Annotated in this window: 20 protein-coding genes; 13 read left to right on the top strand and 7 right to left on the bottom strand. The window is 38.5% G+C overall.

The window, feature by feature from the left end:
• Positions 1 to 216: 216 nt before the first annotated feature.
• Positions 217 to 1818 carry a gliding motility lipoprotein GldJ gene (gldJ, locus tag BUA72_RS05305; RefSeq protein WP_047453710.1) on the bottom strand — a complete coding sequence of 534 codons (1602 nt, stop codon included), beginning with the start codon at positions 1816 to 1818 and terminating at the stop codon, positions 217 to 219.
• A gap of 164 nt (positions 1819 to 1982) precedes the next feature.
• On the opposite strand from gldJ, the gene porU reads away from it, so the two are divergent.
• From porU to BUA72_RS05290, 3 genes are all read left to right on the top strand, one after another.
• Positions 1983 to 5885 (top strand): type IX secretion system sortase PorU, encoded by a 3903-nt coding sequence (porU, locus tag BUA72_RS05300; RefSeq protein ID WP_072922055.1) that lies wholly within the window; start codon positions 1983 to 1985, stop codon positions 5883 to 5885.
• 60 nt (positions 5886 to 5945) lie between these two features.
• Positions 5946 to 7109 (top strand): type IX secretion system outer membrane channel protein PorV, encoded by a 1164-nt coding sequence (gene porV, locus BUA72_RS05295; protein ID WP_047453705.1) that lies wholly within the window; start codon positions 5946 to 5948, stop codon positions 7107 to 7109.
• A gap of 582 nt (positions 7110 to 7691) precedes the next feature.
• Positions 7692 to 9956, top strand: a complete 2265-nt coding sequence (locus BUA72_RS05290; RefSeq protein ID WP_072922054.1) for an FUSC family protein — start codon at positions 7692 to 7694, stop codon at positions 9954 to 9956.
• Here BUA72_RS05290 and BUA72_RS05285 read toward each other — a convergent pair.
• Both BUA72_RS05285 and BUA72_RS05280 read right to left on the bottom strand, forming a co-directional pair.
• Positions 9937 to 10551 (bottom strand): 4'-phosphopantetheinyl transferase family protein, encoded by a 615-nt coding sequence (locus BUA72_RS05285; RefSeq protein ID WP_047453701.1) that lies wholly within the window; start codon positions 10549 to 10551, stop codon positions 9937 to 9939. The two genes, BUA72_RS05290 and BUA72_RS05285, sit on opposite strands and share 20 nt — an antisense overlap.
• A 202-nt stretch (positions 10552 to 10753) precedes the next feature.
• Positions 10754 to 11284 (bottom strand): HugZ family pyridoxamine 5'-phosphate oxidase, encoded by a 531-nt coding sequence (locus tag BUA72_RS05280; protein WP_034728986.1) that lies wholly within the window; start codon positions 11282 to 11284, stop codon positions 10754 to 10756.
• 166 nt (positions 11285 to 11450) lie between these two features.
• Here BUA72_RS05280 and ahcY point away from each other — a divergent pair, with 166 nt between their 5' ends.
• A complete protein-coding gene (gene ahcY / locus BUA72_RS05275; RefSeq protein WP_047453696.1) occupies positions 11451 to 12764 on the top strand; it encodes an adenosylhomocysteinase in 1314 nt (437 codons plus the stop codon).
• 404 nt (positions 12765 to 13168) lie between these two features.
• On the top strand, positions 13169 to 13561 hold the full coding sequence (gene yiaA, locus BUA72_RS05270) for an inner membrane protein YiaA (RefSeq protein WP_034728978.1): 393 nt from the start codon (positions 13169 to 13171) through the stop codon (positions 13559 to 13561).
• Between the two features lie 128 nt (positions 13562 to 13689).
• Here the strand turns inward: yiaA and purE are convergent, their stop codons facing one another.
• Together purE and BUA72_RS05260 are read right to left on the bottom strand one after the other, a co-directional pair.
• Entirely contained in the window at positions 13690 to 14193 is a 504-nt protein-coding gene (gene purE, locus BUA72_RS05265; RefSeq protein WP_047453694.1) for a 5-(carboxyamino)imidazole ribonucleotide mutase, read from the bottom strand.
• A 61-nt stretch (positions 14194 to 14254) separates the two neighbouring features.
• The gene (locus BUA72_RS05260) at positions 14255 to 15085 is read right to left on the bottom strand and encodes an AraC family transcriptional regulator (RefSeq protein WP_072922495.1); all 831 of its coding nucleotides are present in this window, start codon (positions 15083 to 15085) and stop codon (positions 14255 to 14257) included.
• Between the two features lie 87 nt (positions 15086 to 15172).
• Here BUA72_RS05260 and BUA72_RS05255 point away from each other — a divergent pair, with 87 nt between their 5' ends.
• Positions 15173 to 16177, top strand: coding sequence for a zinc-dependent alcohol dehydrogenase family protein (locus BUA72_RS05255; protein WP_083544118.1), 1005 nt, complete (start codon positions 15173 to 15175; stop codon positions 16175 to 16177).
• A gap of 98 nt (positions 16178 to 16275) precedes the next feature.
• Here BUA72_RS05255 and BUA72_RS24370 read toward each other — a convergent pair whose 3' ends face one another.
• Entirely contained in the window at positions 16276 to 16413 is a 138-nt protein-coding gene (locus BUA72_RS24370) for a hypothetical protein (protein ID WP_175548854.1), read from the bottom strand.
• Between the two features lie 5 nt (positions 16414 to 16418).
• Between BUA72_RS24370 and BUA72_RS05250 the strand changes: the two genes are divergently transcribed.
• The 5 genes from BUA72_RS05250 (at position 16419) to BUA72_RS05230 (ending at position 22197) form a co-directional block, all read left to right on the top strand.
• Positions 16419 to 17327: a DMT family transporter gene (locus BUA72_RS05250; RefSeq protein ID WP_072922053.1), complete on the top strand. Its 909-nt coding sequence runs from the start codon at positions 16419 to 16421 to the stop codon at positions 17325 to 17327.
• 604 nt (positions 17328 to 17931) lie between these two features.
• Positions 17932 to 18498, top strand: coding sequence for a hypothetical protein (locus BUA72_RS05245; RefSeq protein ID WP_072922052.1), 567 nt, complete (start codon positions 17932 to 17934; stop codon positions 18496 to 18498).
• A gap of 8 nt (positions 18499 to 18506) precedes the next feature.
• Positions 18507 to 20630 (top strand): cation:proton antiporter, encoded by a 2124-nt coding sequence (locus tag BUA72_RS05240; protein ID WP_072922051.1) that lies wholly within the window; start codon positions 18507 to 18509, stop codon positions 20628 to 20630.
• A 197-nt stretch (positions 20631 to 20827) separates the two neighbouring features.
• A complete protein-coding gene (locus BUA72_RS05235; RefSeq protein ID WP_072922050.1) occupies positions 20828 to 21538 on the top strand; it encodes an SH3 domain-containing protein in 711 nt (236 codons plus the stop codon).
• Between the two features lie 23 nt (positions 21539 to 21561).
• Entirely contained in the window at positions 21562 to 22197 is a 636-nt protein-coding gene (locus BUA72_RS05230) for a hypothetical protein (RefSeq protein WP_072922049.1), read from the top strand.
• A 48-nt stretch (positions 22198 to 22245) separates the two neighbouring features.
• On the opposite strand, the gene BUA72_RS05225 is transcribed toward BUA72_RS05230, so the two are convergent.
• On the bottom strand, positions 22246 to 22440 hold the full coding sequence (locus BUA72_RS05225; RefSeq protein ID WP_047453684.1) for a bacteriocin-like protein: 195 nt from the start codon (positions 22438 to 22440) through the stop codon (positions 22246 to 22248).
• A gap of 266 nt (positions 22441 to 22706) precedes the next feature.
• Here BUA72_RS05225 and BUA72_RS05220 point away from each other — a divergent pair, with 266 nt between their 5' ends.
• Both BUA72_RS05220 and BUA72_RS05215 read left to right on the top strand, forming a co-directional pair.
• A complete protein-coding gene (locus BUA72_RS05220; RefSeq protein ID WP_072922047.1) occupies positions 22707 to 23519 on the top strand; it encodes a hypothetical protein in 813 nt (270 codons plus the stop codon).
• A gap of 71 nt (positions 23520 to 23590) precedes the next feature.
• Complete coding sequence (locus tag BUA72_RS05215; RefSeq protein WP_072922046.1) at positions 23591 to 24127, top strand: hypothetical protein; 537 nt, start codon at positions 23591 to 23593, stop codon at positions 24125 to 24127.
• The last annotated feature ends 78 nt before the right edge of the window (positions 24128 to 24205 follow it).

The raw sequence follows: 24205 nt of genomic DNA, 5'->3' as shown, positions 1-24205 counted from the left end.
TATAATTTATTTGCATCGTTATTTTGTTTAAAAATATATTAGAAAAACAACTGACAGGCAAAAATTAATTTGCACTTTTCCCATGGTGTTCCGTCAAAAAAGAATCACTTTTATGGAGTATAGATCCCCATATAAAAAAAACAGTAAAGGTCTTTTGACCTTTACTGTTTTTTATTTTTTCCAATCCTGTAATCAGGAGAGGTTATTTTGATCATATTATCTTCTAGTTCTGCTCTTATCGCTAGCTCTAGCATCCTGTGCAACACGGAAACCAATCCATCCGTAGGCTTTGCCCTGGTTTTTGAATCTTCTCTGACCCGGATCCAGCCAATAAGCCGTATCCTGCCAAGAACCACCTTTTACAACTCTTACGTCGTTAGACATTGCTGAAGTTCTGTCTTTAGTATCTTTCAGCATTTTCACTCTTCCTCCTGCATCTACTACAAATCTCTTTTGAGGAGAGTTGTACATATCATAAGAAGCAGCTGAATCTGATGCTCTGTAGTATTCTAAAGAAGACTGTCTGTCTCCATCTCTGTAGTTTCTGTAATCAGCGATAGTTTCTCTTTCAAACTGTCCCGGAAGTCCTCTGTAGACTAATCTTCCGTCGGCTAACGTATCATACTTGATAGTTCCTTCGTCGATCATTTTGTAAGTTCCGTCACCGTTTCTTACAACAGCCTGAGGCATGTTTCCTCTGTAGTAGTTGAAATCACTGAAATCTTCGTCAATGATAGGTCTGTAAACGTCAGCCGTCCATTCAGAAACGTTTCCGTACATACCGTAAATTCCAAGGTCGTTAGATGGGTATTGTCTTACGTCTGCAGTCTGAGCAGATCCGTCATTTTTCCATCCTGCGATACCTGAATAGTCACCTGTACCCATTTTGAAGTTTTCAAGGAACATTCCTTTATCTCTTCCTTTAGTACCTCTTAACTTTTCAATTTCAGGTTTTTTACCTTTGTATTGGTTATATTCTCTGTTCTTAGCCATACCAAGAGCTGCATATTCCCATTCTACTTCGGTAGGAAGTCTGAACTTCTGAACCATTGAAGAGTTTGGAGCTCTGTTTGCAGAAAGAAGTCTCTGGTTGGTTGTTTTCATCCCAGATTTTTGCTGCATCCTTTTCTCGTTGATATATCCCTGCATTTCCGGATCATTCGCTTTGAATTTATCCATGTTGAATGCTGTTCCTCCCTGGTTATTGGATTCGTTGATATACAAATCTTTAGCAATAACTCCGGCCTGCATCAAAGCTTTTTCATTCGCTCTGTCTGTAAGCCATTCACAATATCTGTTAGCCTGAGTCCAGGAAACTCCTACTACCGGGTAGTAATCGAATTCTGGCGAACGCAGATAAGTTTCATTATAATCGTTTCTAGCGAGTTTATTATCCCATAAAAGAGTATCTGGCAAAGCGCCGTTATAGATCTCCTTGAAGCTAGGATCACTAGGTGGAAATACGTACTTCAACCATGTAAGGTATTCGCGGTATTCGTAGTTAGTAATTTCTGTTTCTCCGATGAAGAATGAACTCACCTGCATTCTGCGCGGTGTGTTATTCCAATCATGCATAACATCATCTTTCACTAATCCCATTGTAAAAGTTCCACCTTCTACATATACCATTCCTGGCCACCCCTTCTGTTTTTGTTGCTTTCCTGCAAAAAACCAACCTTGTTTTTCGTTTGGTTTCCAACCCGTCTTGCTGACAAATTTTTTAGTACCGCCTCCTTTGCTGGTCCCGGATCCGCCACAGCTGGTTAATGCAAGTGTAGAACTTAATGCTATTAATGAAAACAACTTTAGTTTTTTCATAGTCGATATAAATATTTTCAAAGTACAAAGAAAAAATAAATTATTCAATAAATCAAGTAAACATTTGATTTTTTTGAAAAACGTTAACAAATTAATTTTATTGTATCACAATTTAATTCTAAAATTTTCATTTTATTTGTAATTCGGAAATTTCAATAATAAACATGAAACAAAAAATCACCTTTTTATTACTATTCTCTTTTGTATCAACACTTTGGGCCCAGAGAAAAGCCATAGAATGGGAAGGCTCTAAAATCCTGGATTTTGGTGACACAAAATTAAATCTTCCAAATTTCAAAAATGAAGGTTTTTCGTTCAGCCAAAATAACGTTTTTATCATCACCAAACAAAAAATAGGAGAAAAGCAACTGAAAGTTTCTGATCTCGCCTGGGAAAGTGTTTCGAATAAAGATCTCTATGATCTGGATAAAGGAAGACTGCCTGAATTTGAAGTGGCAGATGTTGCGTATTATACGTTGGAGGGAGAAAGATACGCCAGCATCAGTGTGTCTTTATTTAAAAATGTAAAAGGACGTGTCCTGAGACTTTCTTCATTTAACATTTCTGAAACTTCGGCTCCCAACAATTTCAGATCAGGAAATGCCAGCAAAGTGGGAACTACTAACAACCCTCTTTCTGCGGGTGGTTTTTATAAAATAAAAGTAGACAAATCCGGTATATTTAAAATTACAACGCAATTCTTAAAAGATAACGGGATCAATCCTGCTTCTGTAAATCCGAAAAATTTCAGGATTTACGGAAATGGTGGTGTGATGCTTCCTGAGTACAATCAGGATACAAAGTACGGCGCACTTCAGGAAAATGCAATCCAGGTTGTGGGTGAAGAAGACAATGTGTGGAATGACGGTGACTATGCCCTGTTTTATGCTCAGGGTCCCAACGGATACAATCTTTATGACCGTTCCAACGGAAGCGGTTATAAAAGAACCGACACCAGAAACGATATGAGTAATAATCTCAAAAATATCTATGAAGATTTTTCATACTACTTCATCAATTTCGATAAAGGTCCCGGCAAAAGAGTACAGCCTGTAGATGCCAATCTTCCGGCAGGAAATTTAATCACGAGGTATGATAATTACCAGGTGGTCAACAATGACCAGAAAAATCTTTTAAAAGTAGGAAGAATCTGGGTGGAAGATGCACCGTTCACAACGGATAAAGCGGTTACTTTCACGACCAACTCTCCTATTCAGGCTAATGATGTCATCAGATACAGAACTCAGGTTATCGGTTACAGAGCACAGCAGAACACTGTAGAGTTTAAGATCAATAACCTGAATCCAACTCCTCCATTGGCTGTTCCTACCAACACTTCAACCTATGTATACGATTTCTACCAACTGAAATATGATGGGACTATAACTAATCTGAACGGAAACCAGATTACCATTAACTACAAACCCAATATTTCTACAAACCCTAACGGAGCATTTTACTTTGATTATGCTGAAGTGCAGTACAAAGACAATTTAGCTTTTAATGGTTCTCAGATGAGCTTCAGAGATTTCTCTATTGCCAGCGGATCCAATACCAATTATGGATTTGGGGTTTCCAATGCAACCAACCTTGAGCAGGTATGGGATGTTACCGATATTACAAATGCCAATAGAAGAATAAATAAAGCAGGTGCCGGGAGTTTTAATTTCGGATATATCGCTGCTGATCCTAACTTCAATAATGAGTTTGTAGCTTTCAGGGCTGATGCGGCTTATAGTCCTCAGTTTGTAGAAAGAATTGCCAATCAGAATCTGTCTGCTCTGCAGAATGTGGATTATCTGATCCTTACTGTTCCTGAAATGATGGGACAGGCGCAAAGACTAGCCAGCTACCACCAGACGAAAAACAATTATACAGTAGAAATTGTAGACCCTACTAAAATCTATAATGAATTTGGAAGCGGAAGCAGAGATCTTACTGCGATCAGAGATTTCGTAACCAAACTCAATACCGGCGGAAGACTTAAATATGTATTTATTTTAGGAGACGGTTCATTTGATTATAAAAACAGAATCTCCGGTAATTCCAATATTGTGACCAGCTACCAAAGTGAGCAGTCTGCAGATTTTGTAGGATCCTACGTGACGGATGACTATATTGTAATGACACAACCGCAGACGACGGCTTTCATTGAAAATAACCTTCCGGATGTTCCTGTAGGAAGAATTCCGGCAGCTAATGTTACAGAGGCAGGTGATATGATGAACAAAACACTTGCTTATTATAATGCGCTTCCGGGACAGTCCTCTCCTTTCGGAGAATGGCGTATGAAGGTAGACTTCGTAGTGGATGATGATCAGGATGGAGGAAGTCCGTTCCACAATGTAATGAATGCTACCCTTGCGAGCGTTTTTGAACAACCGGGACAGCTTGACCTGAAAGAATATAATGTAAGAAAACTATATCTGGATGCGTTCCCAGCCCAAAGTACGGCAGCGGGACAGAGGTATCCGCAGGTAACTCAGGCTATCACCAATGATATAGGAAACAGTCTGTATCTTTTCTATTTCGGACATGGAGGTATCAACGGATGGGCACAGGAAAGAGTATTGACAAGTACTGAGATCCAGAACTCCAACAACTTCTCCAATGTATACAGCAGATTTCCATTTGTATCCACTATTACGTGTGAATTTACGTTATGGGATGAGCCGGGTACTTCTTCTGCAGGAGAACAGTTTATTAAATTAAAACAGGGTGGTGCTGCTGCTATGATTACATCCAGCCGTGCCATCGGGGTAGATTACGGACGTCTGTTTACAGATACCTATACAAAGAATATTTTCAAACTGACCAACGATGATTTTGAAACGTTAGGATATGCCCATTTACTTGCTAAAAAACAAAAAGGCCCTAGTATTGACCACCTGAAAGTAAATTTCCTTGGTGATCCGGCGATGAAACTGAGCAGACCTCAAAGAAACCTTGTGATCGATGGTATTGAATCTCCGGTTCCGGGACTGATCAGAGGATTGGACTTTATTAAAGTAAAAGGACACGTCAACAATCCAAACGGAACGCTTAATTCGACTTTCAACGGAAGAGTTTCTATCCACATTTTTGATAAGAGATTAAACAAAAAGACCCTTAATAATGACGGAGTATTAACTCCTGTCCTGGATTACACAGAAGAAGGAAGTGCTATCGTTAAAGCTTCCGGAACTGCAGTCAACGGAGTATTCACTGTGGAATTCTATGTTCCTAAGGATATCAATTACGCTGTAGGACAGGGAAGAATTCTTGGATATGCCGATAATAAAGGAACAGACGTATTTAATAATCAGGCTGTACAGGTAGGAGATATCAATCCGAACGGAATCAACGATAACGAACCTCCTAAAGTAAAACTGTATATGAACAACACCAACTTTGCGGATGGTGGTATCACGAACCAGAATCCAATGCTATTAGCGTGTATTACGGATAATACCGGGATCAACTCTACAGGATCAGGTGTAGGTCACGACATTACAGTTTATCTTGATGGGCAGATCATCAATACCGTTGTTCTGAATGACTTCTTTGCTTCCGGTGAAGGAAACGGATGTCTGAGCCCAAGCCTTGCCGACTACCAGAAAGGAAATGTAACGTACCCATTCCGAAACCTTGCCATAGGACAACACCAATTAACATTTAAAGTTTGGGACATAAACAATAATTCGACAAGTGCTACGTTAAACTTTGAAGTTAAGGATGAAGCTGATCAGCATCTTGTCATCAACAGACCACTGAACTGGCCGAATCCTTTTACCAATAAAACGTATGTACAGTTTGAGCATAACTGTGATGATATTTTAGATGTGAATGTTCAAATCTATACGATAACAGGAAAATTAGTAAAAACATTATCTCAGCCGGTAGTCGCAGAACCGTTCCTACAGGGCTTTAGAACGCCACGTCAGGCAATCGAATGGGACGGAAGAGATGATTTTGGGGCAACTGTTGCAAAAGGTACGTATATTTTTAAGATATTTGCAAAAAGTCAAAATCAAGAAAAATGCAAAGGAAGTGCTACAGCTGTAGAAAAAATGGTACTTTTGAAATAAATTAAATAATACATAGATAATAATATTTATAAAAAACTGATAATATATAAAAGACAACATATGAATTTAACTACTAAACTGCTTTTGGGATTTGGTTTAAGTGCTGGTTTTTTAGGCTATTCGCAAGATTTAAGTAAGATAAATCCAGTATTGACCGGAGCTCCTTTTCTAAGAATTGCACCAGATGCAAGATCCGGAGGTATGGGAGATCAAGGGGTGGTAACTTCACCGGATGCATTTTCACAATTCTGGAATGCGGCAAAATATCCTTTTAGCAGAACAAGTTCTTCCGTAGGTCTTAACTATACACCATATATGGGGAAACTTACCAATGATGTATTTTTACTATATGGTGCATTCCATAAATTCTTAGGACAGGAAGAAAGATCTACGATCTCTGCCAGTATCTATTATTTCAACATGGGTGAAGTAGATCTTACTCAGCTAGTAGGTTCAGAGGTAACTTCTATGGGTACATCAAAGCCTAATGAATTTTCCATTGACGTAGCTTACGGTTTGAAACTTTCTGATTCTTACTCAATGGCCGTTACCGGTAGATTCATCCGTTCAGACTTAGCTGGAGGTTTCAACACAGATACTACTCTTAAAGCTGCAAACTCATTTGCAGTAGACGTTTCCGGATACTATACTTCTCCAAGATTTTCAAGTTTCGGAGGATATGACGGAAAAGTGAACGCAGGTTTTGCCGTTCAGAACTTAGGTCCTAAATTAGACTATACAGGAAATGAAGAATCCAGATCTTACCTGCCTACTATGGCAAGATTAGGACTTGGATACGATATGTATTTAGATGATATGAACAAGATCGGTATCAGCTTTGAAGGTTCTAAGATTTTGGTTCCGGGATCTGAGTATGTGGGTATAGATCCTAACACAAGACAGCCAAGATATGAAATCCCTAACGTAGGGCCTATTGCCGGGATTGGAAAATCGTTCAAAAACAAAAACTCTATCATGATGAGTGGTGCTTTGGAATATTCGTATGACAATGCATTTGCAGTAAGAACAGGTTACTTCCACGAAAGCGAAGAGCAGGGAGCAAGACAGTTCGCTACAGCAGGTATTGGATTGAAGTACCGTTCTTTCGGACTTGATATTTCTTATCTGATCAATATGTCAAAAATCAATACTGCTTTGGATAACACCATTCGTTTCGGTCTTACCTGGAACATCGGTGACGAAACATCCAACGTAGAGAATTAAGATATTATATACCTCAAATCAAAAGCCTCATTTTTATGGGGCTTTTTTTGTAAAATATAATTGGTCAATGGTGAATTAGCTGCGCTGTCAATTGGCTTCGCCGTGAATTTTACAACCCGTCTTACACAGATTTACCATTCACAATAATCGTCAATGAGCTGCGCTGTCAATTTGTTTCACAGTGAATATTATACCCCGTCTTAGACAGATTCACTATTCACTTGCGAAGCAAAATTCACCATTCACGATTTCACGCCAAATAGTTCAATCAAAAGAAACCCAGTCCTCTATTCCCAAACTCACCATTCACTTACGAAGAAAATTCACCATTCACGATTTCACGGCAAATATTCCAATCAAAAGAAACCCAGTCCTCTATTCCCAAATTCACCCTTCACTTGCGAAGCAAAATTCACCATTCACATTCTCACGGCAAATAGTTCAATTCTTCATCCCCAATTCGTCATAGACACAACCATTCAAATTGCCAATTGACAAATGATTACAGAAATATAATATATAAGTTTGCAAAAGTCTCATTTTTATAAGGCTTTTCTTGTTTTCAATAATTATTTTTGTAGTATGAACTATTCAGCAGAACTCAAAAAATTCGTTACCAGCCAATATGTATATTCTGCCATCAGAATTACGCTGGCAACTGTTCTGCCCTGTTTAGTCCTCGCCCACTTCGGGATTCTCAAAGAATACTTCCTCTTTCCTCTTGGAACCAGCTTTGTAGCACTCTGTGATCAGCCGGGACCTTTTATCAGAAGAAGAAATGCACTGACATTCGCGATTTTCTGTTTTGTGTTCGTCGCACTTATTGCCAGTATGGTCATGAATTTTAAAGTGCTGGTCATTCTGGAGATCATTGTATTCGGGATGTTTTTTTCGCTTATCGGGGTCTACGGACAGAGACTTGCTGCTGTGGGATCACTATCTCTGGTTGTGCTCGCGATCTTTATCGACGGACATCTTACAGGAGGCAATATTTTCAAGAGTCTCCTGATTTTCGCATGTGGCTGTATCTGGTTTTTGCTGATTTTCCTTGTGGTAACCACCATCCAGCCTTATAAACTGGCGGGACAGATGATCGGGGAAAATTATCTTCAACTTGCAGAATTTCTAAAGATCAAAGCCAATTATTATCAGAAAAATCCGGACTTTGACAGACTGACCATTCAGGTTATTGCCAAACAGGTAGGAATCAAAAACCTTCAGGAAGAAACCAGGGAAACTGTTTTCAAGACCAGAACCATCGTCAACGAATCTACGACGACCAGCCGACTGCTGATGCTGATGTTTCTGAATTCTATGGACCTTCATGAAAAACTGATGACTTCCGAAAGTGATTATCAGAAACTGCAGCAGAGTTTTGAAGACAGCATGATTCTCGTGAACATTCATGATTATTTAAATCTTCTTGCTGAAGAAATCACCAATATCGGAATCGCGCTTCAGAGTGGAACCAGAGCAAAACCTATGTTTGATCTGGAGCTTGAACTGAAAAACCTTAACTACCATTATTTCGAACTCCGCAATAAGCAGATGACTCCCGGCAATCTGGAGAATTTCATGATCCTCCGCCAGATTCTGATGCGTATCAATGAGATCACGAAAGAAATCAACGAGATCTATAAAGTATTTTCCCAGGATGTAAAACTGGCGAAAAGTCTTTCCACGGGGTTGGATTTAAAAAAATTCATGCCTAATGAGGAGAAACTTAATTTTAAAGTTTTACGGAATAACATTTCGCTTTCATCCTCTCATTTCAGGCATGCGATAAGAATCACCACAGCACTGCTGGTGGGATATATTTTCTCTATGTTTGATCTTTTGGGGCTGGGACACACCTATTGGATTCTGATCACGATCGTAGCGATATTGAAACCCGCCTACTCCATTACAAAAAAGAGAAACCTTCTCCGTTTGTACGGAACCATTGCAGGCGCAGTCATAGCGTATACGATTCTTCATTTTATCCATATCAATGGTATTTTATTTACCATTCTTCTGTTGAGTATGATCATGTGTTTCAGTTTTCTGAAGGGCCGTTATTTTTGGGCAGTTCTGTTTATGACGATCTATATATTTCTGAGTTTTAATTTTTTAAATCCCGGAAATGTCAATGTGATATTCAAGGACAGAATCATTGATACCTTCATCGCCGGAGTGATAGCGTTTGCGGTATCTTACATTGTCCTGCCAGTATGGGAACATACTCAGAATCTTGATCTGATGAAAAAGTCTGCAGCAGACAACCTCATCTATTTCGAAAGCGTTATTTCAAAATTTCTGGAAGGAAAATTTGACATTGAAGATTATAAAGTGAAGAGAAAAAATGCGATCATTTCGCTGGCCAATCTTTCCGATAATTTCCAGAGAATGATTTCTGAACCGAAAAATCAACAGAAGAAACTGGAAGTTGTGCATCAGTTTGTAGCCACGTCACATTTGATCACCGCATATACAGCCTCTCTTTCCCAATATTCTAAAAACGACGAAAAGTATCCTGAAATAGATGCTGAAAGCTGGAGCAGAAAGATAGAAGCAGAAATGCAGCAGACTTCCGTTTTACTACACGGAAACGAAATCAATGAAGCATTAAGAATGGAAAGCCGCCTGGAACCTGAAGATTCCTCCATTGAAGATATGCTTTCGAAAAGAAAAACGGAAATCGAAGAAAACGACCTCATCGACCGCAGGGATCCTGATAAAATTTCACATTTAACAGAGCTTAAGAATATTCATGATATCCTGGAACTCATCTACGATGTCGCTAAAGAACAGAGAAAAGTGATCGAAAAATACAGAAGCGAAGCAGATTCTATTCCTCCACAATCGTAAAACAGTAATCGTCAAAAAATTCCACCCTCGCTTTGAACTCGTCAGAAAACTGTTCATCATACACCCTGCAGCTGATTTTATGAAGATGTTTAAGCTCAAAAGGTTTCACCTCATAATTCTTTTTCAGGGACCAGTATTTCGAGTGATGGATCTTGTACATGCTTTCTTTTACACTCCATATAATAGTATAGAACGCAGCTTCATTATCTGCGGGAATAAATCCTCTTTCGTTTTCGTAAGTGAATTTATCGATAACCCTTAAAATCTTTGGGTTGAATTTCTCAATATCGATCCCTATTTTATTTTTGGAAACTGCAATGGCGGCAAAAGGGAATGAATGCGTGATGGAAATTTCGGCATCCTTGGGCGAAAGAAAAGGCTCTCTTTCTTTGTATAAAATTTTGGAATGAGGTTTTAAACTTTTCAGAAGTTTGCGCACCATCAGTACCTCCTGCAGTTTTTTCGGATGATAGTCTTTTACCTTTTCCGCATTTTCCGGTTCCAGAAGCTTGTGGATATCAAGTTCTTCAGTTTCGTCATATTTCCATACAAGAATGGTGGCAGTATCATCTGAAAAATCGCGGTAAAGAGGCATTATTTTTTTATTCGATAAAAGTAGTAAAAAGATGTGGAAGATGAAAGAAGAAGGGAGAAGGAAGCGCGAAGATGGAAGTTAGTGTTCGTTTGCCCATTAACTTTTGAAGTTTTGATGACAAAGAATCTATTAAAAAATATTATTCTTTACTTAACCGTTATCAACTTCCATCTCCCCGCTTCCCTCTCCCATTCTTAATATATTACTTAGACTGATGATTCACATCATTTCTATGCTCAAGAATTTCAAGATTTTCATCTACAAAATAAGCACTTCCAAAACCATTTACATAAGAACCTTTTACCGGCTGTAAAGCGATCAGAATGAAATCCTGCATTTCAGCAATAACATCCACTACTTTTCCGTGTGTTTCTTTCAATTTGGTTACAACGGTGTTCCAGATTTCAGAATCTCTTTCAATCTGTGAAGTTGCTGCTTCAATTGTTAGACGCTCACGTGCGTAGATCTGTTTGGTCGCAGATTCATCTTCAATGAACATAACTGAGGTTTTTCTTCCGTCAGCAAGGTTTTTGGTATGTTTAGCCATGAAAGATACCAGAATATATAATGTATTATCTACCTGTACAAAAGGTGCATAGCTCGAATTAGGAGTTCCTTCCGCATCTACCGTAGCCAAAATCACACTTTTGGTACGTTCTATCAGTTCTTTTACTTTTGGAGCTACCGGTTTTGCTTTTCTGTTAGCTTCTTCCTGGGTATTTGTATGATTCATAGTATAAAATTTTATCCCACAAAAATAGTTATTTAGATTAAGACTAAATAATTTTTATCTATGTATAATCTCATAAAAGCCAACTTGATTTGCCGTTTTTTTATCTAAATTATTAATTGTAATTTTGCGTTTCGTTATCAACTGAATTTAAATTTATTCATTACATATGAGTACTACAACACAATACGTTCCTTACAAAGTGAAGGACATATCCCTAGCAGAATGGGGAAGAAAAGAAATTACCCTTGCAGAAGCAGAAATGCCAGGTTTGATGTCTATCCGCGAAGAATACGGACCGTCTCAGCCATTAAAAGGGGCAAGAATTGCCGGATGTCTTCACATGACGATTCAAACGGCTGTGCTTATCGAGACTTTGGTAGCTTTAGGAGCTGAAGTTACATGGTCTTCTTGTAATATTTTCTCTACACAGGATCACGCTGCTGCTGCTATTGCTGCTGCAGGAATTCCGGTTTATGCCTGGAAAGGTCTGAACGAGGAAGAATTTGACTGGTGTATTGAGCAGACTTTATTCTTTGGTGAAGACAGAAAACCATTGAACATGATCCTTGATGATGGTGGAGATTTAACGAACATGGTTTTCGATAAATACCCTGAATTCACAAAAGATATCAAAGGACTTTCTGAAGAAACCACGACAGGTGTACACAGACTGTACGAAAGAATGAAGAACGGAACTTTAGTAATGCCTGCTATCAACGTAAACGATTCAGTAACTAAATCTAAGTTCGACAACAAATACGGATGTAAAGAATCTGCAGTAGATGCTGTAAGAAGAGCTACAGACCTTATGCTTGCAGGAAAAAGAGTGGTAGTTTGCGGATACGGAGACGTAGGTAAAGGTACTGCTGCATCTTTCAGAGGAGCTGGTTCTATCGTTACGGTTACTGAAATTGACCCAATCTGTGCGCTTCAGGCTGCAATGGACGGTTATGAAGTAAAAAGACTGGACACTGTTGTAGACAACGCTGATATCGTGATCACGACTACCGGTAACTTCAACATTGTAAGAGGAGAGCATTTCCTTAAAATGAAAGATAAAGCGGTTGTTTGTAACATCGGTCACTTCGATAATGAAATCGATATGGCTTGGTTAAACAAAAACTACGGTCATACTAAATCTGAAGTGAAGCCACAGGTAGACATCTACACGATCGAAGGTAAGGAAGTAATCATCCTTGCAGAAGGTAGACTGGTAAACTTAGGTTGTGCTACAGGACACCCAAGTTTCGTAATGTCTAACTCTTTCTCTAACCAGACTCTGGCTCAGATCGAACTTTGGACAAATTCTGCTGCTTACGGAAACGAAGTATATATGCTTCCTAAGCATTTAGATGAAAAAGTAGCGGCTTTACACCTTAAAAAATTAAGCGTTGAACTGGAAACTCTTTCTCCGGAACAGGCTGAGTATATCGGTGTAGACGCAAAAGGGCCATTCAAGCCTGAATACTACAGATACTAAGATTTTTAAATCATATATCATAAAAGACTTTTCAGATTTCTGGAAAGTCTTTTTCTTTTTGTGCTCAGTTCAGCATATTACTTGCCCATTCTTTCAGGAGCTGTATCCCGCTATCCGCTCATACTCCTCGCCCCAAAGCCTGACCCTTGCTGCTGTGGGGTAACCGCTGCTATCGGGACTAGGGAGAAAATGATGAATGTTGGATTATGGATCATCATCCTTACAGATATTCAATAGGAGCGGACTTTAGTCCGCTTCTACTATAAAACAAAATCACCCGGCTTTAGCCAAAATCTAAAGTGAATAATACATCTGTTCCGTGTTTTTCCCATATTTCACTTTTGGCAGATCTATATTTATAAAAAATGAATATATTAGCCCTCTCAAATAAAAACAGAAAATACATGAAAAAACAAAGAGTATCGAATGCATTCGTAGCCGCGTCTTGGGTAGCATTGGGAGCAGGAATGATAGGTTTCATTGTAGGCCTTGCCAGAGCTGAAATGCTGTTGAATGAAAAAGGATATTATTTTACCATCCTTTTGTATGGTCTTTTTGCCGTAGTTTCTCTGCAGAAAGCGGTTCGTGACAGACTTGAGAATATTCCGGTGACGGATATTTATTACGGGATCTGTTGGTTTGCAACGCTTTCTTCTATCGTGTTGCTGGCTATTGGACTTTGGAATGCCACTATACTTCCGAGCGAAAAAGGATTTTATGCATTTGCATTTCTCCTCGCTCTTTTCGGAGCTATTTCCGTTCAGAAAAATACACGGGACAATATGGCCCAGGAATAAATTTAAAATAAAAACGCTTCAATAACCGAAGCGTTTTTTGATCTCATTTTTAAAAATATCAGGAAGTATCATATAAAGCTGCGGCCTCATCTTCGATGAGGCCGCAGCTTTATATGATCATTATCTTATTACAAATCAAAATGATTCGGATGCTTTGCTTTGATATCATCCACTGTTCCCAGCACTTTATCTTTCAGCGAATCCTGATACTTCTGAAGGTTTTCTGCCACAGCGTCATCGGAACTTCCCAGAATCTTTACCGCTAAAATTCCCGCATTCAGTGCTCCGTTTAACGCAACCGTTGCCACAGGAATTCCGCCTGGCATCTGAAGGATAGACAAAACAGAATCCCAGCCGTCAATAGAATTACTTGACAAAATCGGAACTCCGATTACCGGTAAAGTCGTGCAGCTCGCTACCATTCCCGGAAGGTGTGCAGCTCCTCCCGCTCCGGCGATGATCACTTTCAAACCTCTTTCTTTCGCTGTTTTAGCATAGTCAAACATTCTTTCAGGCGTTCTGTGCGCCGAAACTACCGTCAGTTCGTATGGAATATCCAGGCTTTTCAAAAAATTTGCAGCCTGTTCCATGATCGGCAGATCGCTCTGGCTGCCCATAATAATTCCTACCATCTTCAATTTTTATTAGATCTTCAAAGATAAAGAATAAAAGTCTTTTTTTAAAATCACAAGTCTATTCATTCCTGAATGCAGAAGGTGAAATTCCTTTCAGCTTTTTGAAAAAGCGGTTCAGATGACTTTTATCTGTAAATCCGAATTCATCTGCGATTTCACTGATGCGCATATCACTGTATTTTAAACGGTTTTCAATAAGGCCCATCTTATATTGGGCGGTATATTCATTTAACGTTTTTCCGGTATTATTTTTAAAATAACGTCCCACATAAGTTTTAGAGATCCCAAATATATTGTTGATGTGCTCCCCTGTCAGTTTTTTAGGCTCATAAATATGTCTGTGCACATATTGGATAATGTCTGCCGCTTTATGATCGGTCATTTCATTTACTTGTACAATATCCTCTTTCATCAGATTTTGCGCGACACTTGTAAGAACAGCCTGCACCAGCAGCTGAATCATTTCACCCGTGTACAGATTTTTACTTTTCATTTCAGTCATCAGGTTTTCCATCAGATTTTTAATCATCATTTCATTATCCTTCCCTTTGATCACCGGTCCCTGGAAAGTATGATTGGAAAACGTCTGTTCAAGCCGCTTCAGGAAAGTTGTCGTCATATGCTTGGTCTGCAGGAATACTTTATTGAATCTTATAAAAAACAGCTGAGTCTTTGTTGTAAAAGTAAAATGATGTGAATCTTCCGGGACAAGCAGAAAAAGATTTCCGGACTGGTAAGGAAATTCGTTCCCATTAATATCCTGTATTCCCGTCCCTGAAATAATATAAACCAATTCAAAAAAACTAACGCTATGCCCACCTCTTGGACAGACATCCATCGGTTCTTTCAAATCCAGTTCAAACGGATGGTGAATAAAATCTTTTTTCATGACAATATTATACCCTTTTATCATGTAAAAATACAACATTTCAAGACGTTATAGTACAGAACTTTGTATGATCAAAAAAAGAAAACAATGAATTCAAACCACAACGAAACAATGAAAGCCCTTATCACAGAGGAGTTCGGAAAACCTTTTGTCATGAAGGATATTGATCTGCCTAAACCAAAAGACCATCAGGTTTTAATTAAAATAAAAGCAGCCGGACTGAATCCTTTAGACCTTAAAATAAAAAACGGTCAGGCTGCTCACGCTCGGGTAACCCTTCCTGCAATATTGGGAATTGATATGTCTGGAATTGTTGTAGAAACAGGGAAAAACGTCAATGATTTTAAAATGGGTGACGAAGTTTTCGGAATGGCAGGCGGCATTGGTGGTCATCAGGGAACTTTAGCAGAATACATTACAGCTGATGCTGAACATATCAGTTTAAAACCAAAAAATATTTCATTTCAGGAAGCTGCCGCAATCCCTTTGATATTCATTACAGCTTGGGAAGCACTTGTAGATCAGATCAACATCCAACCCAACCAAACGGTCTTGATTCATGGAGGCGCAGGAGGCGTGGGTCATATAGCAGTACAAATCGCTGTGGCAAAAGGAGCAAAAGTGTACACAACGGTAAAACCAGACCGTTCGGAACAGATCAGAAAATATGGTGCTGAACCTATTGACTACACCGTTTTATCGGTTGATCAGTATGTGCAGCAATTTACCAACGGATCAGGCTTCGATGCAGTCGTTGACACGGTTGGGGGTAGCGTGCTGGATCATTCCTTTCGTGTGGTAAAACAATATACGGGACATGTGGTCAGCATTCTCGGATGGGGCACACACAGCCTCGCTCCATTGTCTTTCAGAAATGCAAAATATTCCGGAGTTTTCACTCTCTATCCTCTTCTGTCAGGAGAACGAAAAAAACATCATGGTGATATTTTAAAAGAAGCAGCTCTCCTTCTGGAAACCGGAAAAGTAAAAGTTCAGCTGTATTCCCAATCCTATTCATTGGAGCAGGCAGATGAGGCCTACTCATTGCTGGAAAGCGGAAAAGCATCAGGGAAAATAGTGATTTGCTGTTAAAAGTAAGGAAGAAGGAGGCTGGAAGATGGAAGTTATTGAGTTTAAGAGGACAACTATACCTCACTCTCTTTTCAATTATTTTATAAGAACTGTAGTCATCAAACGAGCATCAATAACTTCCAGCCTCCCTCTTCCCTCTCCCATTCTGCTTCTTCATCTGTATCAGCTAAAATCACACAAACTGTACCCATCCGGTTCATTTCAGAACAGGTATATTTGTCTGTTATACGATACATTCACCTTGAAAGATTACAAACTTCTTTTTGCCGTTCTCACCGTTGCCATTGTTTGGGGAACTACATTTTTAGCGATACGTGTTGCCGTGGAAACTATTCCTGCATGGTTCGTAGCTGGGATCCGTCAGTTTTTGGCAGCACTGATCATGCTTGTGGTACTTCTTTCAAGAAAAGAGTTTAAATGGATAGGCTGGAAAAATTTAGGCTATCAGATTGTTTTCGCCTCTCTGATGCTGATCGTGGCGAACGGAATGACCACAGTAGCTGAGGAAACCGTATCCAGTAGCCTGGCTTCATTAATCAGTGCCTGTTCTCCGATTCTGGTATTCCTGGGAAGTCTGGCGGTGGGTCTTCAAAAGTTCAGTTTCAGGGCGCTGGCCGGTGTTCTGCTGTGTTTCAGCGGTATTCTTTTTATTTTCTGGGATGGCATACAGGATCTTGCCAATCCGGAATACAGAATGGGAATGATCTTTCTTTTCTGTGCGATTGCAGGATGGGCCTCAGGAACTATTTTCACTAAGAAACTCAATATACAGAGCGGCAATATCACGCTGAACCTGTTTTATCAGTTCCTGTTTGCAGGCGTTGTACAGATTATTTTTGCCTTCCTGTTTTCAGAAAACTATAACTTTGGAAACTGGTCTTTAAAAAGTATCTCAGCAATGATTTATCTGTCTGTTTTTGGTTCTGTCGCAGCATTTTTTGCGTTCCATTATGCTTTAACCAAAATATCTCCTGTTCAGGTTTCCATACTGGCCTATGTGAATACCATTATTGCTATATTTTTGGGCTGGCTGATCATGGATGAAAAAATTTCCATTAAATTTATCCTTGCAGCAGCCATGATTATCTGTGGTGTTTTTATTATTAATTACAAACCGGAAATGTTTAGAAGACAGAAGGTGGAATTGTAAACTTCAACAACAATTATTTTCAACCACAAAAGGCACAAAAGTTTTTTAAACATTTTAGATTAATAGAAGTTGACAATAAAAACCATATAGAGAGCACACAAGTTTTCCAAAAATCTTAGATTTTTATAATAACAAAACCATAAAAAATATCCTCAATCATCTGTGTTCATCTGTGAAATCCGTGGTCAATACATAATCAACCACAAAAGACGCAAAAGTTTTAAACACTTTAGTTATTTTTAAGTTAAATGTATCGAGGATAAAAAGAACACCTAAGATTTAAAAATCACAGATTTTTATGGATAAAATTTGAACCATTAAGATTGGAATTAAGTTTTTAAGATCATTAAGAAAGCCTTGTTTTAAGGATTACGGATTAAAAAATCTTTAGATTTCTCTTAACTTTTCTAACCTCCTTCACTAATCTTAATGTTTCAAAAAAATAACCGAATCATTTGTGAAAATCTGCGAAATCCATGGGAATAAAATAATTAATCAAAGACCTCATTTTTAAAGATAATATTTTAAATTAGAGTCGATACCAGCCAGTAGATTTTATATTTTCCGTATTTTTTCTTATATTGTTTACACCAACATCTACAATATGCTAAAAAACACATTTTTCATCCTTTTTGTCGGTTCTTTTCTAATGATCGGCTGTGATTATAAGGAAAAAGAAAAAAACCTGACGGAAAGAGAAAAACAATTACTCGAAAAAGAAAAAATATTCGCTAAAAAAGAATCCGAATACCAGGCCCTCATCAAAATGAGAGACAGTCTCTTTTCAAAGAAAGATTCTGTAGTGATTGCTGCATGGCCCGCAGATATTTCCGGCCCCTGGAATGGAAAGGTAATCTGCACGGAATCCAACTGCAGTGATTATGCGGTAGGCGACCAGCGAACCGACACCTGGGAATTTGACAGCGACTCTACCCAACTGGTGACCAAGATCGTTAATAATAACAATCTCGTAAGGCTGTACTCCGGAAAGTATGAGAACAACGAAATCAGACTTTCATTCAAAACCGATTCCACCGCTAAAAAAAGTGTAGAGATGAACGTCCTTCTCAATGACATCTCTGCCAATAAAATGAAAGGAACCAGAACCGTGACGGCCGATAATGGCTGTACCGCCAGATTTTCTGTCGAATTAGTACGTTCCACCAAATAAAAACACCTATGATTTTACTGAGTATACATAATCTGAGTTTTCCTATAGAAGATCCGGTATTAAAATTCCTGTTGGTACTGGTCATCATCCTTGCCGCTCCCCTGCTTTTAAACAAGATTAAAGTCCCGCATCTTTTGGGGCTGATCATCGCCGGTGCCGTGATAGGTCCGAACGGATTCAATGTGCTGGCCAGAGACAGCAGCATTGTGGTGACGGGAACTACGGGGCTTCTCTACATCATGTTCCTGGCCGGACTAGAGATTGATATGGGCGATTTTAAAAAGAATAAATGGAAGAGTCTCACTTTCGGAATTTATACATTTGCTGTACCATTCGTTCTGGGCTATCTTGGAGGATATTATCTTCTGCATTTCTCTGTATTAACGTCTATCCTTTTTGCCAGTCTTTTTTCTTCACATACCCTCATCGCTTATCCTTTGGTCAGCAAGTTGGGCATTGCTAAAAACAAAGCGGTCAATATTACAGTCGGTGGAACGATGATCACCGATATCCTTGCGCTTTTGGTGCTTGCCGTGATCGTGGGAATGTCACAAGGCGATGTAGGGACCGAATTCTGGGTAAAACTTTCCGTTTCCTTTATTGTATTTGCCCTGATTGTACTGATTATATTTCCCCTTATCGGAAGGTGGTTCTTCAAAAGGGTGGATGATAAAATTTCACAATACATTTTTGTCCTGGTCATGATTTATCTGGCGGCTATGCTGGCTGAACTTGCCGGTGTGGAAGCCATTATCGGAGCGTTTTTTGCCGGATTGGCTTTAAACAGACTGATTCCGCATACCTCATCTCTTATGAACCGGGTGGAATTTGTAGGAAATGCGATCTTCATCCCGTTCTTCCTGATCAGTGTGGGAATGCTGATCGATTTTAAAGTTTTCTTTAAAAGCTGGGAAACACTTGAAGTAGCCGGAATTATGCTCGTTGCCTCCATCGGAGGAAAATACATTTCTGCGGTCATGACCCAAAAAACCTTCAGGCTTTCCAAAGAGGAAGGAAAACTGATTTTCGGGCTGAGTTCTGCTTCTGCAGCCGCAACATTAGCGTCGGTTATGGTAGGTTACAACATCATCCTTTCCGAAACCGAAACCGGCGAACCGGTAAGACTATTGAATGAACACGTCCTGAACGGAAGTATTCTGCTGATCCTTATTTCCTGTACGATTTCTTCCTTTATTTCAATGGCAAGCGCGCAAAAAATTGCAGAAAGCGACAATGAAGATACGGTGTCCGGCGACAGTCATGAGGAGGAAAATATCCTGCTGGCCATCAATCACGAGGAAACAGTAGACAGAATGGTGAATCTGGGAATCCTGATCAAAGCCCATTCAAATACGGAAAATTTCTTTGCTTTAAATGTCATTAATGAAGATAAAAATGAATCTTCCGTGAAAAATGCGGAAAAGCTTCTCCATCAGGCCGCAGATGCTGCTTCTGCTGCAGATGTGAAGATGCAGACGCTTAAGAGATATGACAACGACGTGATCAATGGGGTTAAAAATGTCATCAAAGAACAGAATATCACAGATCTTATCATCGGACTTGAGGATGAGAAAGGCTTCTCCCCTTCTTTCGTCTATAATCTTTATAACGGATATCTGCAGAATGATGATGTGAATGTACTCGTTTATCACGCAGCACAACCTCTTTCCACGATTAAGAAATATGCAGTGATGATCCCGGAAAACGCTCATAAGGAAGCCGGATTCTTCCATGCCCTTCTGAGAGTATGGAATGTTGCCAGAAACTCCGGTGCGACAGTCGTTTTTTATGCTCCGGAAAACATTCTGGATATTCTTCAGAAAATCGTTAAAAAGGCCAATATAGAAGCGGAATTCATCATTATGAGTACGTGGCAGGATGGTGAAAAAACCGCAGCAAAGCTTAAAGAAGATGAAGCACTTATTGTTCTGATGGCTAAACGAGGTATGCAGTCGTATGTTCCGAGGATGAGACTTATTCCTGAATTACTGAACAGACATCTAAGCAATAACAATTATCTCCTGATCTTCCCGTTCTCAGAATTTGACGAAAACAGTCCGGAGATCCGTTCTGTCGGGAATCATGATGATTTTATGGAGATTGGAAATGTAATTCAGAAGATATTTAAATAGTAAGGAAGTCTGAAGCTCGAAGAGGGAAGTTAATGAAGTTTAGAGATAGAAATTTAAGACTATTTCATCAAATTTTAGGGTAACCTTTAAAAATGAATATCCTGTAGTAACTTCAACTTTTCTTTTTTTAGTTTTTAACTAAAATTAAATCACTTACATACATAATAAGTATTAATTTAAACCGATAAAAACAGCATTTGAAAACAAATAAAATTATTCTGCTGGCGGCCGCTTTAAGCTTCCAGTGTTCATGGGCTCAATTTGCAAAAATCGTTGACAAAGACGGTTATGTGAATTTGAGGAAAGAAGCAGATGGGAAAAGTAATATTGTCGGAAAGATCAATTCGGATGAGATCCTTTATATTTTCAGCCCTGAAGATAACAAGAACTGGCTTAATGCCGATTATACTGATAAAAATGGGAAAAATCTGTCAGGATACATTCACAGTTCAAGAGCTAAGTATATAGAATCCTACGAATCCATTCCAGCGGTTTCCATTAATGAAAACAAAGCGGTTTTTAACTCAAAAAACATCACCGTTACTATTGAATCTGAACCTTTTAATTACAAGGAAAACAAAAAGTATTTTTCAACTACTGATTACAAAGATTATAAAGTTGAGGATAAATTTAAAGGCCAGCAGATTTGGGGTACGGATGGAACCATTCCACAGACTCACTATAAATCAATCTCTGTTAAAACAGGTGGAAAAACACTTCAAATTCCTGCAAAGGAGATTGAAAACCTGTTTAATATCAATACTGAATCTGCTGCATGCTATTTTGATTCGGAACATAATACTTTGTACATCAATATGGTGAACTCTGATGGAGCCGGAGGATATGCCGTTCTTTTTACAATAGAAAAGGGAGTCTATAAAGGAAAAACACTCATCATGCCTTTTTAACAAGAATATCTAAAAAAACATCCATGAAAATCAACTCATTACTCATCCCGTTAATGGCTATCGTTTTATTTTCGTGCAAGGAAAAAAAAGAACCTGTCAAAAATGAAATGGCGCAGCCTGCTGTCGCTGATACTGTAGTGGCAGCATCTCCGCAGGAAATAAAAGTAGATTCAGCTACGATAAAGGAGCCTGAAAATATAAAGCCTGAGGAAGCAGAAACGAAGGACTCTGTTATTTCCTATCAATTTGCTTTCAATAAATTCCCCTCAAAGAGCTATACATTTGTCAAAAAAGCAAAACTTGATTTCTCCGGTGATGAAGGTGTCTACAATTTCAGAACAAGAATCAAAGATGCCTATGCTGCCGGCACTCCCGATTTTGCCAGTTACTATATCACCGTGATTTTCGGATGCGGAACGAGCTGCATTATGGGAATGATGATGGATGTGCGTGACGGAAAAATGTATGGGCTTCCTTTAGGGGAAGAGACTTCCTGCATGTTTGCAGAAGACCGGGCGATCTTCGATCTGAACAGCAGACTTTTTGTGGCCAGCATCTGCAAAGAATCTCCTGAAGATCAGAATGTGTATTATCATGCTTTTGTCTGGAATGAGCAAAAGAAGGATTTTGAAAAGGTGGAGGAGAAAGATATTAAGTAAATATAAGTCGGAAAAAATTCCCGACTTATAAGTACCAAAAAAGTATTTTTATTGTATATACCAACGCCCGCAAGCATTATGACAACCGAAATTAATTTCAGGATCAAAGTTTGGAGATTGAAGACATGCTGCCTGATTTGGATAATAAGGCTGTCCTGAACCCCACCATTGAGCACATTCCGGAGTAATTCCTCCTTTCACAGATTTCAAGGAATCTCGTGAGATTTTTTTTAAGTTTTTCATAATAAATAGTATTTGTTTTTTTCCGATTTTTCATGTTTTCGGATTTTTCGTTATGAAAATACATGTTTTATTTTAAATTCAAAATATTTTTTTTATTAAATCACATGAAAAACAAATTAAAGTGCATTATTCCCCATCCTATGTAATATTCCATTACTTTCGGAAATAATATTTTGGATTAAAATTAAATCCGGGTGTATTCTCAATCGATAAATCAATTTAAATCAACTAAACAATTTTTGTATTTTAGCATAGAAAAATAACCTATGAAACAAATTACAGCAGTCCTTTTTATCGTTATGTCTTTCATGATTTCTGCACAGGGAAATACATATTCAGAAAAGGAATTCCAGCATAAACTGGATTCCATTAAAGCAGAAGGAAATCTTTTATATTCTCATGAAATCGCATCATGGAACTCCGGTGATCTTATCGCTGCAAATAAAAAATTACGGGAGCTCGCTCAAAGTTATTTGACCTATAAGAGCAATGATACTGTAAAAACCGTTTTTCTGAATAAAGATCAGAATCTGATTGTTGCTGAATACTCATTCAAAAACAATCAAAAGAAGCCTGTCAGAGAAAATCTGCAGCAGAGAAAACTCAATCAGACAGAGCTGAATATAAATAAAATCCGCAGTACGATTATTTCCCAGTTATCAGATCCAAAATATGAAGTGGGTGCGCCGGAAGGCTATACTCTTAACCTTATTATTATTCCAATCAACGAAAATTATAAAGCCTATCTGATTCCCGGGACTTCTCAGTCAGGGGTCATTCCATTTGGGAACGATTATCTGTTTATGACTGATAAAGAAGGTAAGATTACGTCCAATCAAAGATTCCACTCAAGGCTTATTCCAGCATTTACTCAGGGAGAGAACGGCACTTTAACCACGTCTACCCACAGCCATTTAAAAACAAATCCCTTCATTTCTGCAACGGACATCTGTACGTTTAAACTCTACGCTCCTTTAACAAAACTTGAAGAGTTTTCTATTTATTCGCCAGCTTTAGGAACCTATATGAAGTACAATTATAAAAAAGATTCTATTGAGAAAACCAAGGATCCCTTATAAATAGCTACTACTTAAAATCACTTCACTGATCAAAAAGATTAATCATTCTTTACTTTTATTAAAACGTCCTTATGACCGAAGATCTGGAAACATTCTACTCTTTTTTAATCTCCTTATTCCCGTTCTCCCTTGCCATTGCATTGGTTGGGTTGGTTATTGCCATGCTGACACGTCTGTTTAAAAACGATATGGCAAAAATCATCGGTATCGCTCTATTTGTTCAGACTTTTATTTTAGTACTTTTATTACTCATCGTTCAGAATATGGTCGTAAAAAATGTCCGGAGTGAAGTCATAGGCATACTTTCTGATCCTAAAACCAAAATATCGATTGACAGTACGGATTTTGGATCGTTGCAGGCAGAGGAATTAAAAAATGAACTTTTGAAACTCAAAGATATTTCCACCAACCACAGTCATGCAATGGATAAAAAAGCAATTCAGGTAATTTCGCCGGCAGGAAATTTTAATATTTTCATCGCAAAAGATTCAAATTACCCAAAAGAATTCTGGATTTTTACAGATAGATACAAGTCTAATGAGGACAAAGAAATAGGAAAGATTAAAACATCAAATATTACATTGGACCATATAAACCCTTCAGAATAACAATGCTTACCTGTTCAATAAAACGTATGAATAAATAGTATAACCACATAAAAAAAGAGCTGCAATCATCATTACAGC

Origin of the sequence: Chryseobacterium sp. OV279 (assembly GCF_900128945.1) — a bacterium.
In the GTDB taxonomy this organism is placed as follows: Bacteria; Bacteroidota; Bacteroidia; order Flavobacteriales; family Weeksellaceae; genus Chryseobacterium.
This window is presented reverse-complemented; position numbering and strand designations above follow the sequence as displayed.

What these genes read in the sequence shown, in the direction of transcription:
- gldJ (WP_047453710.1), bottom strand. Translation starts at nt 1,818, where the DNA reads ATGAAAAAACTAAAGTTGTTTTCATTAATAGCATTAAGTTCTACACTT.
- porU (WP_072922055.1), top strand. Translation starts at nt 1,983, where the DNA reads ATGAAACAAAAAATCACCTTTTTATTACTATTCTCTTTTGTATCAACA.
- porV (WP_047453705.1), top strand. Translation starts at nt 5,946, where the DNA reads ATGAATTTAACTACTAAACTGCTTTTGGGATTTGGTTTAAGTGCTGGT.
- BUA72_RS05290 (WP_072922054.1), top strand. Translation starts at nt 7,692, where the DNA reads ATGAACTATTCAGCAGAACTCAAAAAATTCGTTACCAGCCAATATGTA.
- BUA72_RS05285 (WP_047453701.1), bottom strand. Translation starts at nt 10,551, where the DNA reads ATGCCTCTTTACCGCGATTTTTCAGATGATACTGCCACCATTCTTGTA.
- BUA72_RS05280 (WP_034728986.1), bottom strand. Translation starts at nt 11,284, where the DNA reads ATGAATCATACAAATACCCAGGAAGAAGCTAACAGAAAAGCAAAACCG.
- ahcY (WP_047453696.1), top strand. Translation starts at nt 11,451, where the DNA reads ATGAGTACTACAACACAATACGTTCCTTACAAAGTGAAGGACATATCC.
- yiaA (WP_034728978.1), top strand. Translation starts at nt 13,169, where the DNA reads ATGAAAAAACAAAGAGTATCGAATGCATTCGTAGCCGCGTCTTGGGTA.
- purE (WP_047453694.1), bottom strand. Translation starts at nt 14,193, where the DNA reads ATGGTAGGAATTATTATGGGCAGCCAGAGCGATCTGCCGATCATGGAA.
- BUA72_RS05260 (WP_072922495.1), bottom strand. Translation starts at nt 15,085, where the DNA reads ATGAAAAAAGATTTTATTCACCATCCGTTTGAACTGGATTTGAAAGAA.
- BUA72_RS05255 (WP_083544118.1), top strand. Translation starts at nt 15,173, where the DNA reads ATGAATTCAAACCACAACGAAACAATGAAAGCCCTTATCACAGAGGAG.
- BUA72_RS24370 (WP_175548854.1), bottom strand. Translation starts at nt 16,413, where the DNA reads ATGTATCGTATAACAGACAAATATACCTGTTCTGAAATGAACCGGATG.
- BUA72_RS05245 (WP_072922052.1), top strand. Translation starts at nt 17,932, where the DNA reads ATGCTAAAAAACACATTTTTCATCCTTTTTGTCGGTTCTTTTCTAATG.
- BUA72_RS05240 (WP_072922051.1), top strand. Translation starts at nt 18,507, where the DNA reads ATGATTTTACTGAGTATACATAATCTGAGTTTTCCTATAGAAGATCCG.
- BUA72_RS05230 (WP_072922049.1), top strand. Translation starts at nt 21,562, where the DNA reads ATGAAAATCAACTCATTACTCATCCCGTTAATGGCTATCGTTTTATTT.
- BUA72_RS05225 (WP_047453684.1), bottom strand. Translation starts at nt 22,440, where the DNA reads ATGAAAAACTTAAAAAAAATCTCACGAGATTCCTTGAAATCTGTGAAA.
- BUA72_RS05220 (WP_072922047.1), top strand. Translation starts at nt 22,707, where the DNA reads ATGAAACAAATTACAGCAGTCCTTTTTATCGTTATGTCTTTCATGATT.
- BUA72_RS05215 (WP_072922046.1), top strand. Translation starts at nt 23,591, where the DNA reads ATGACCGAAGATCTGGAAACATTCTACTCTTTTTTAATCTCCTTATTC.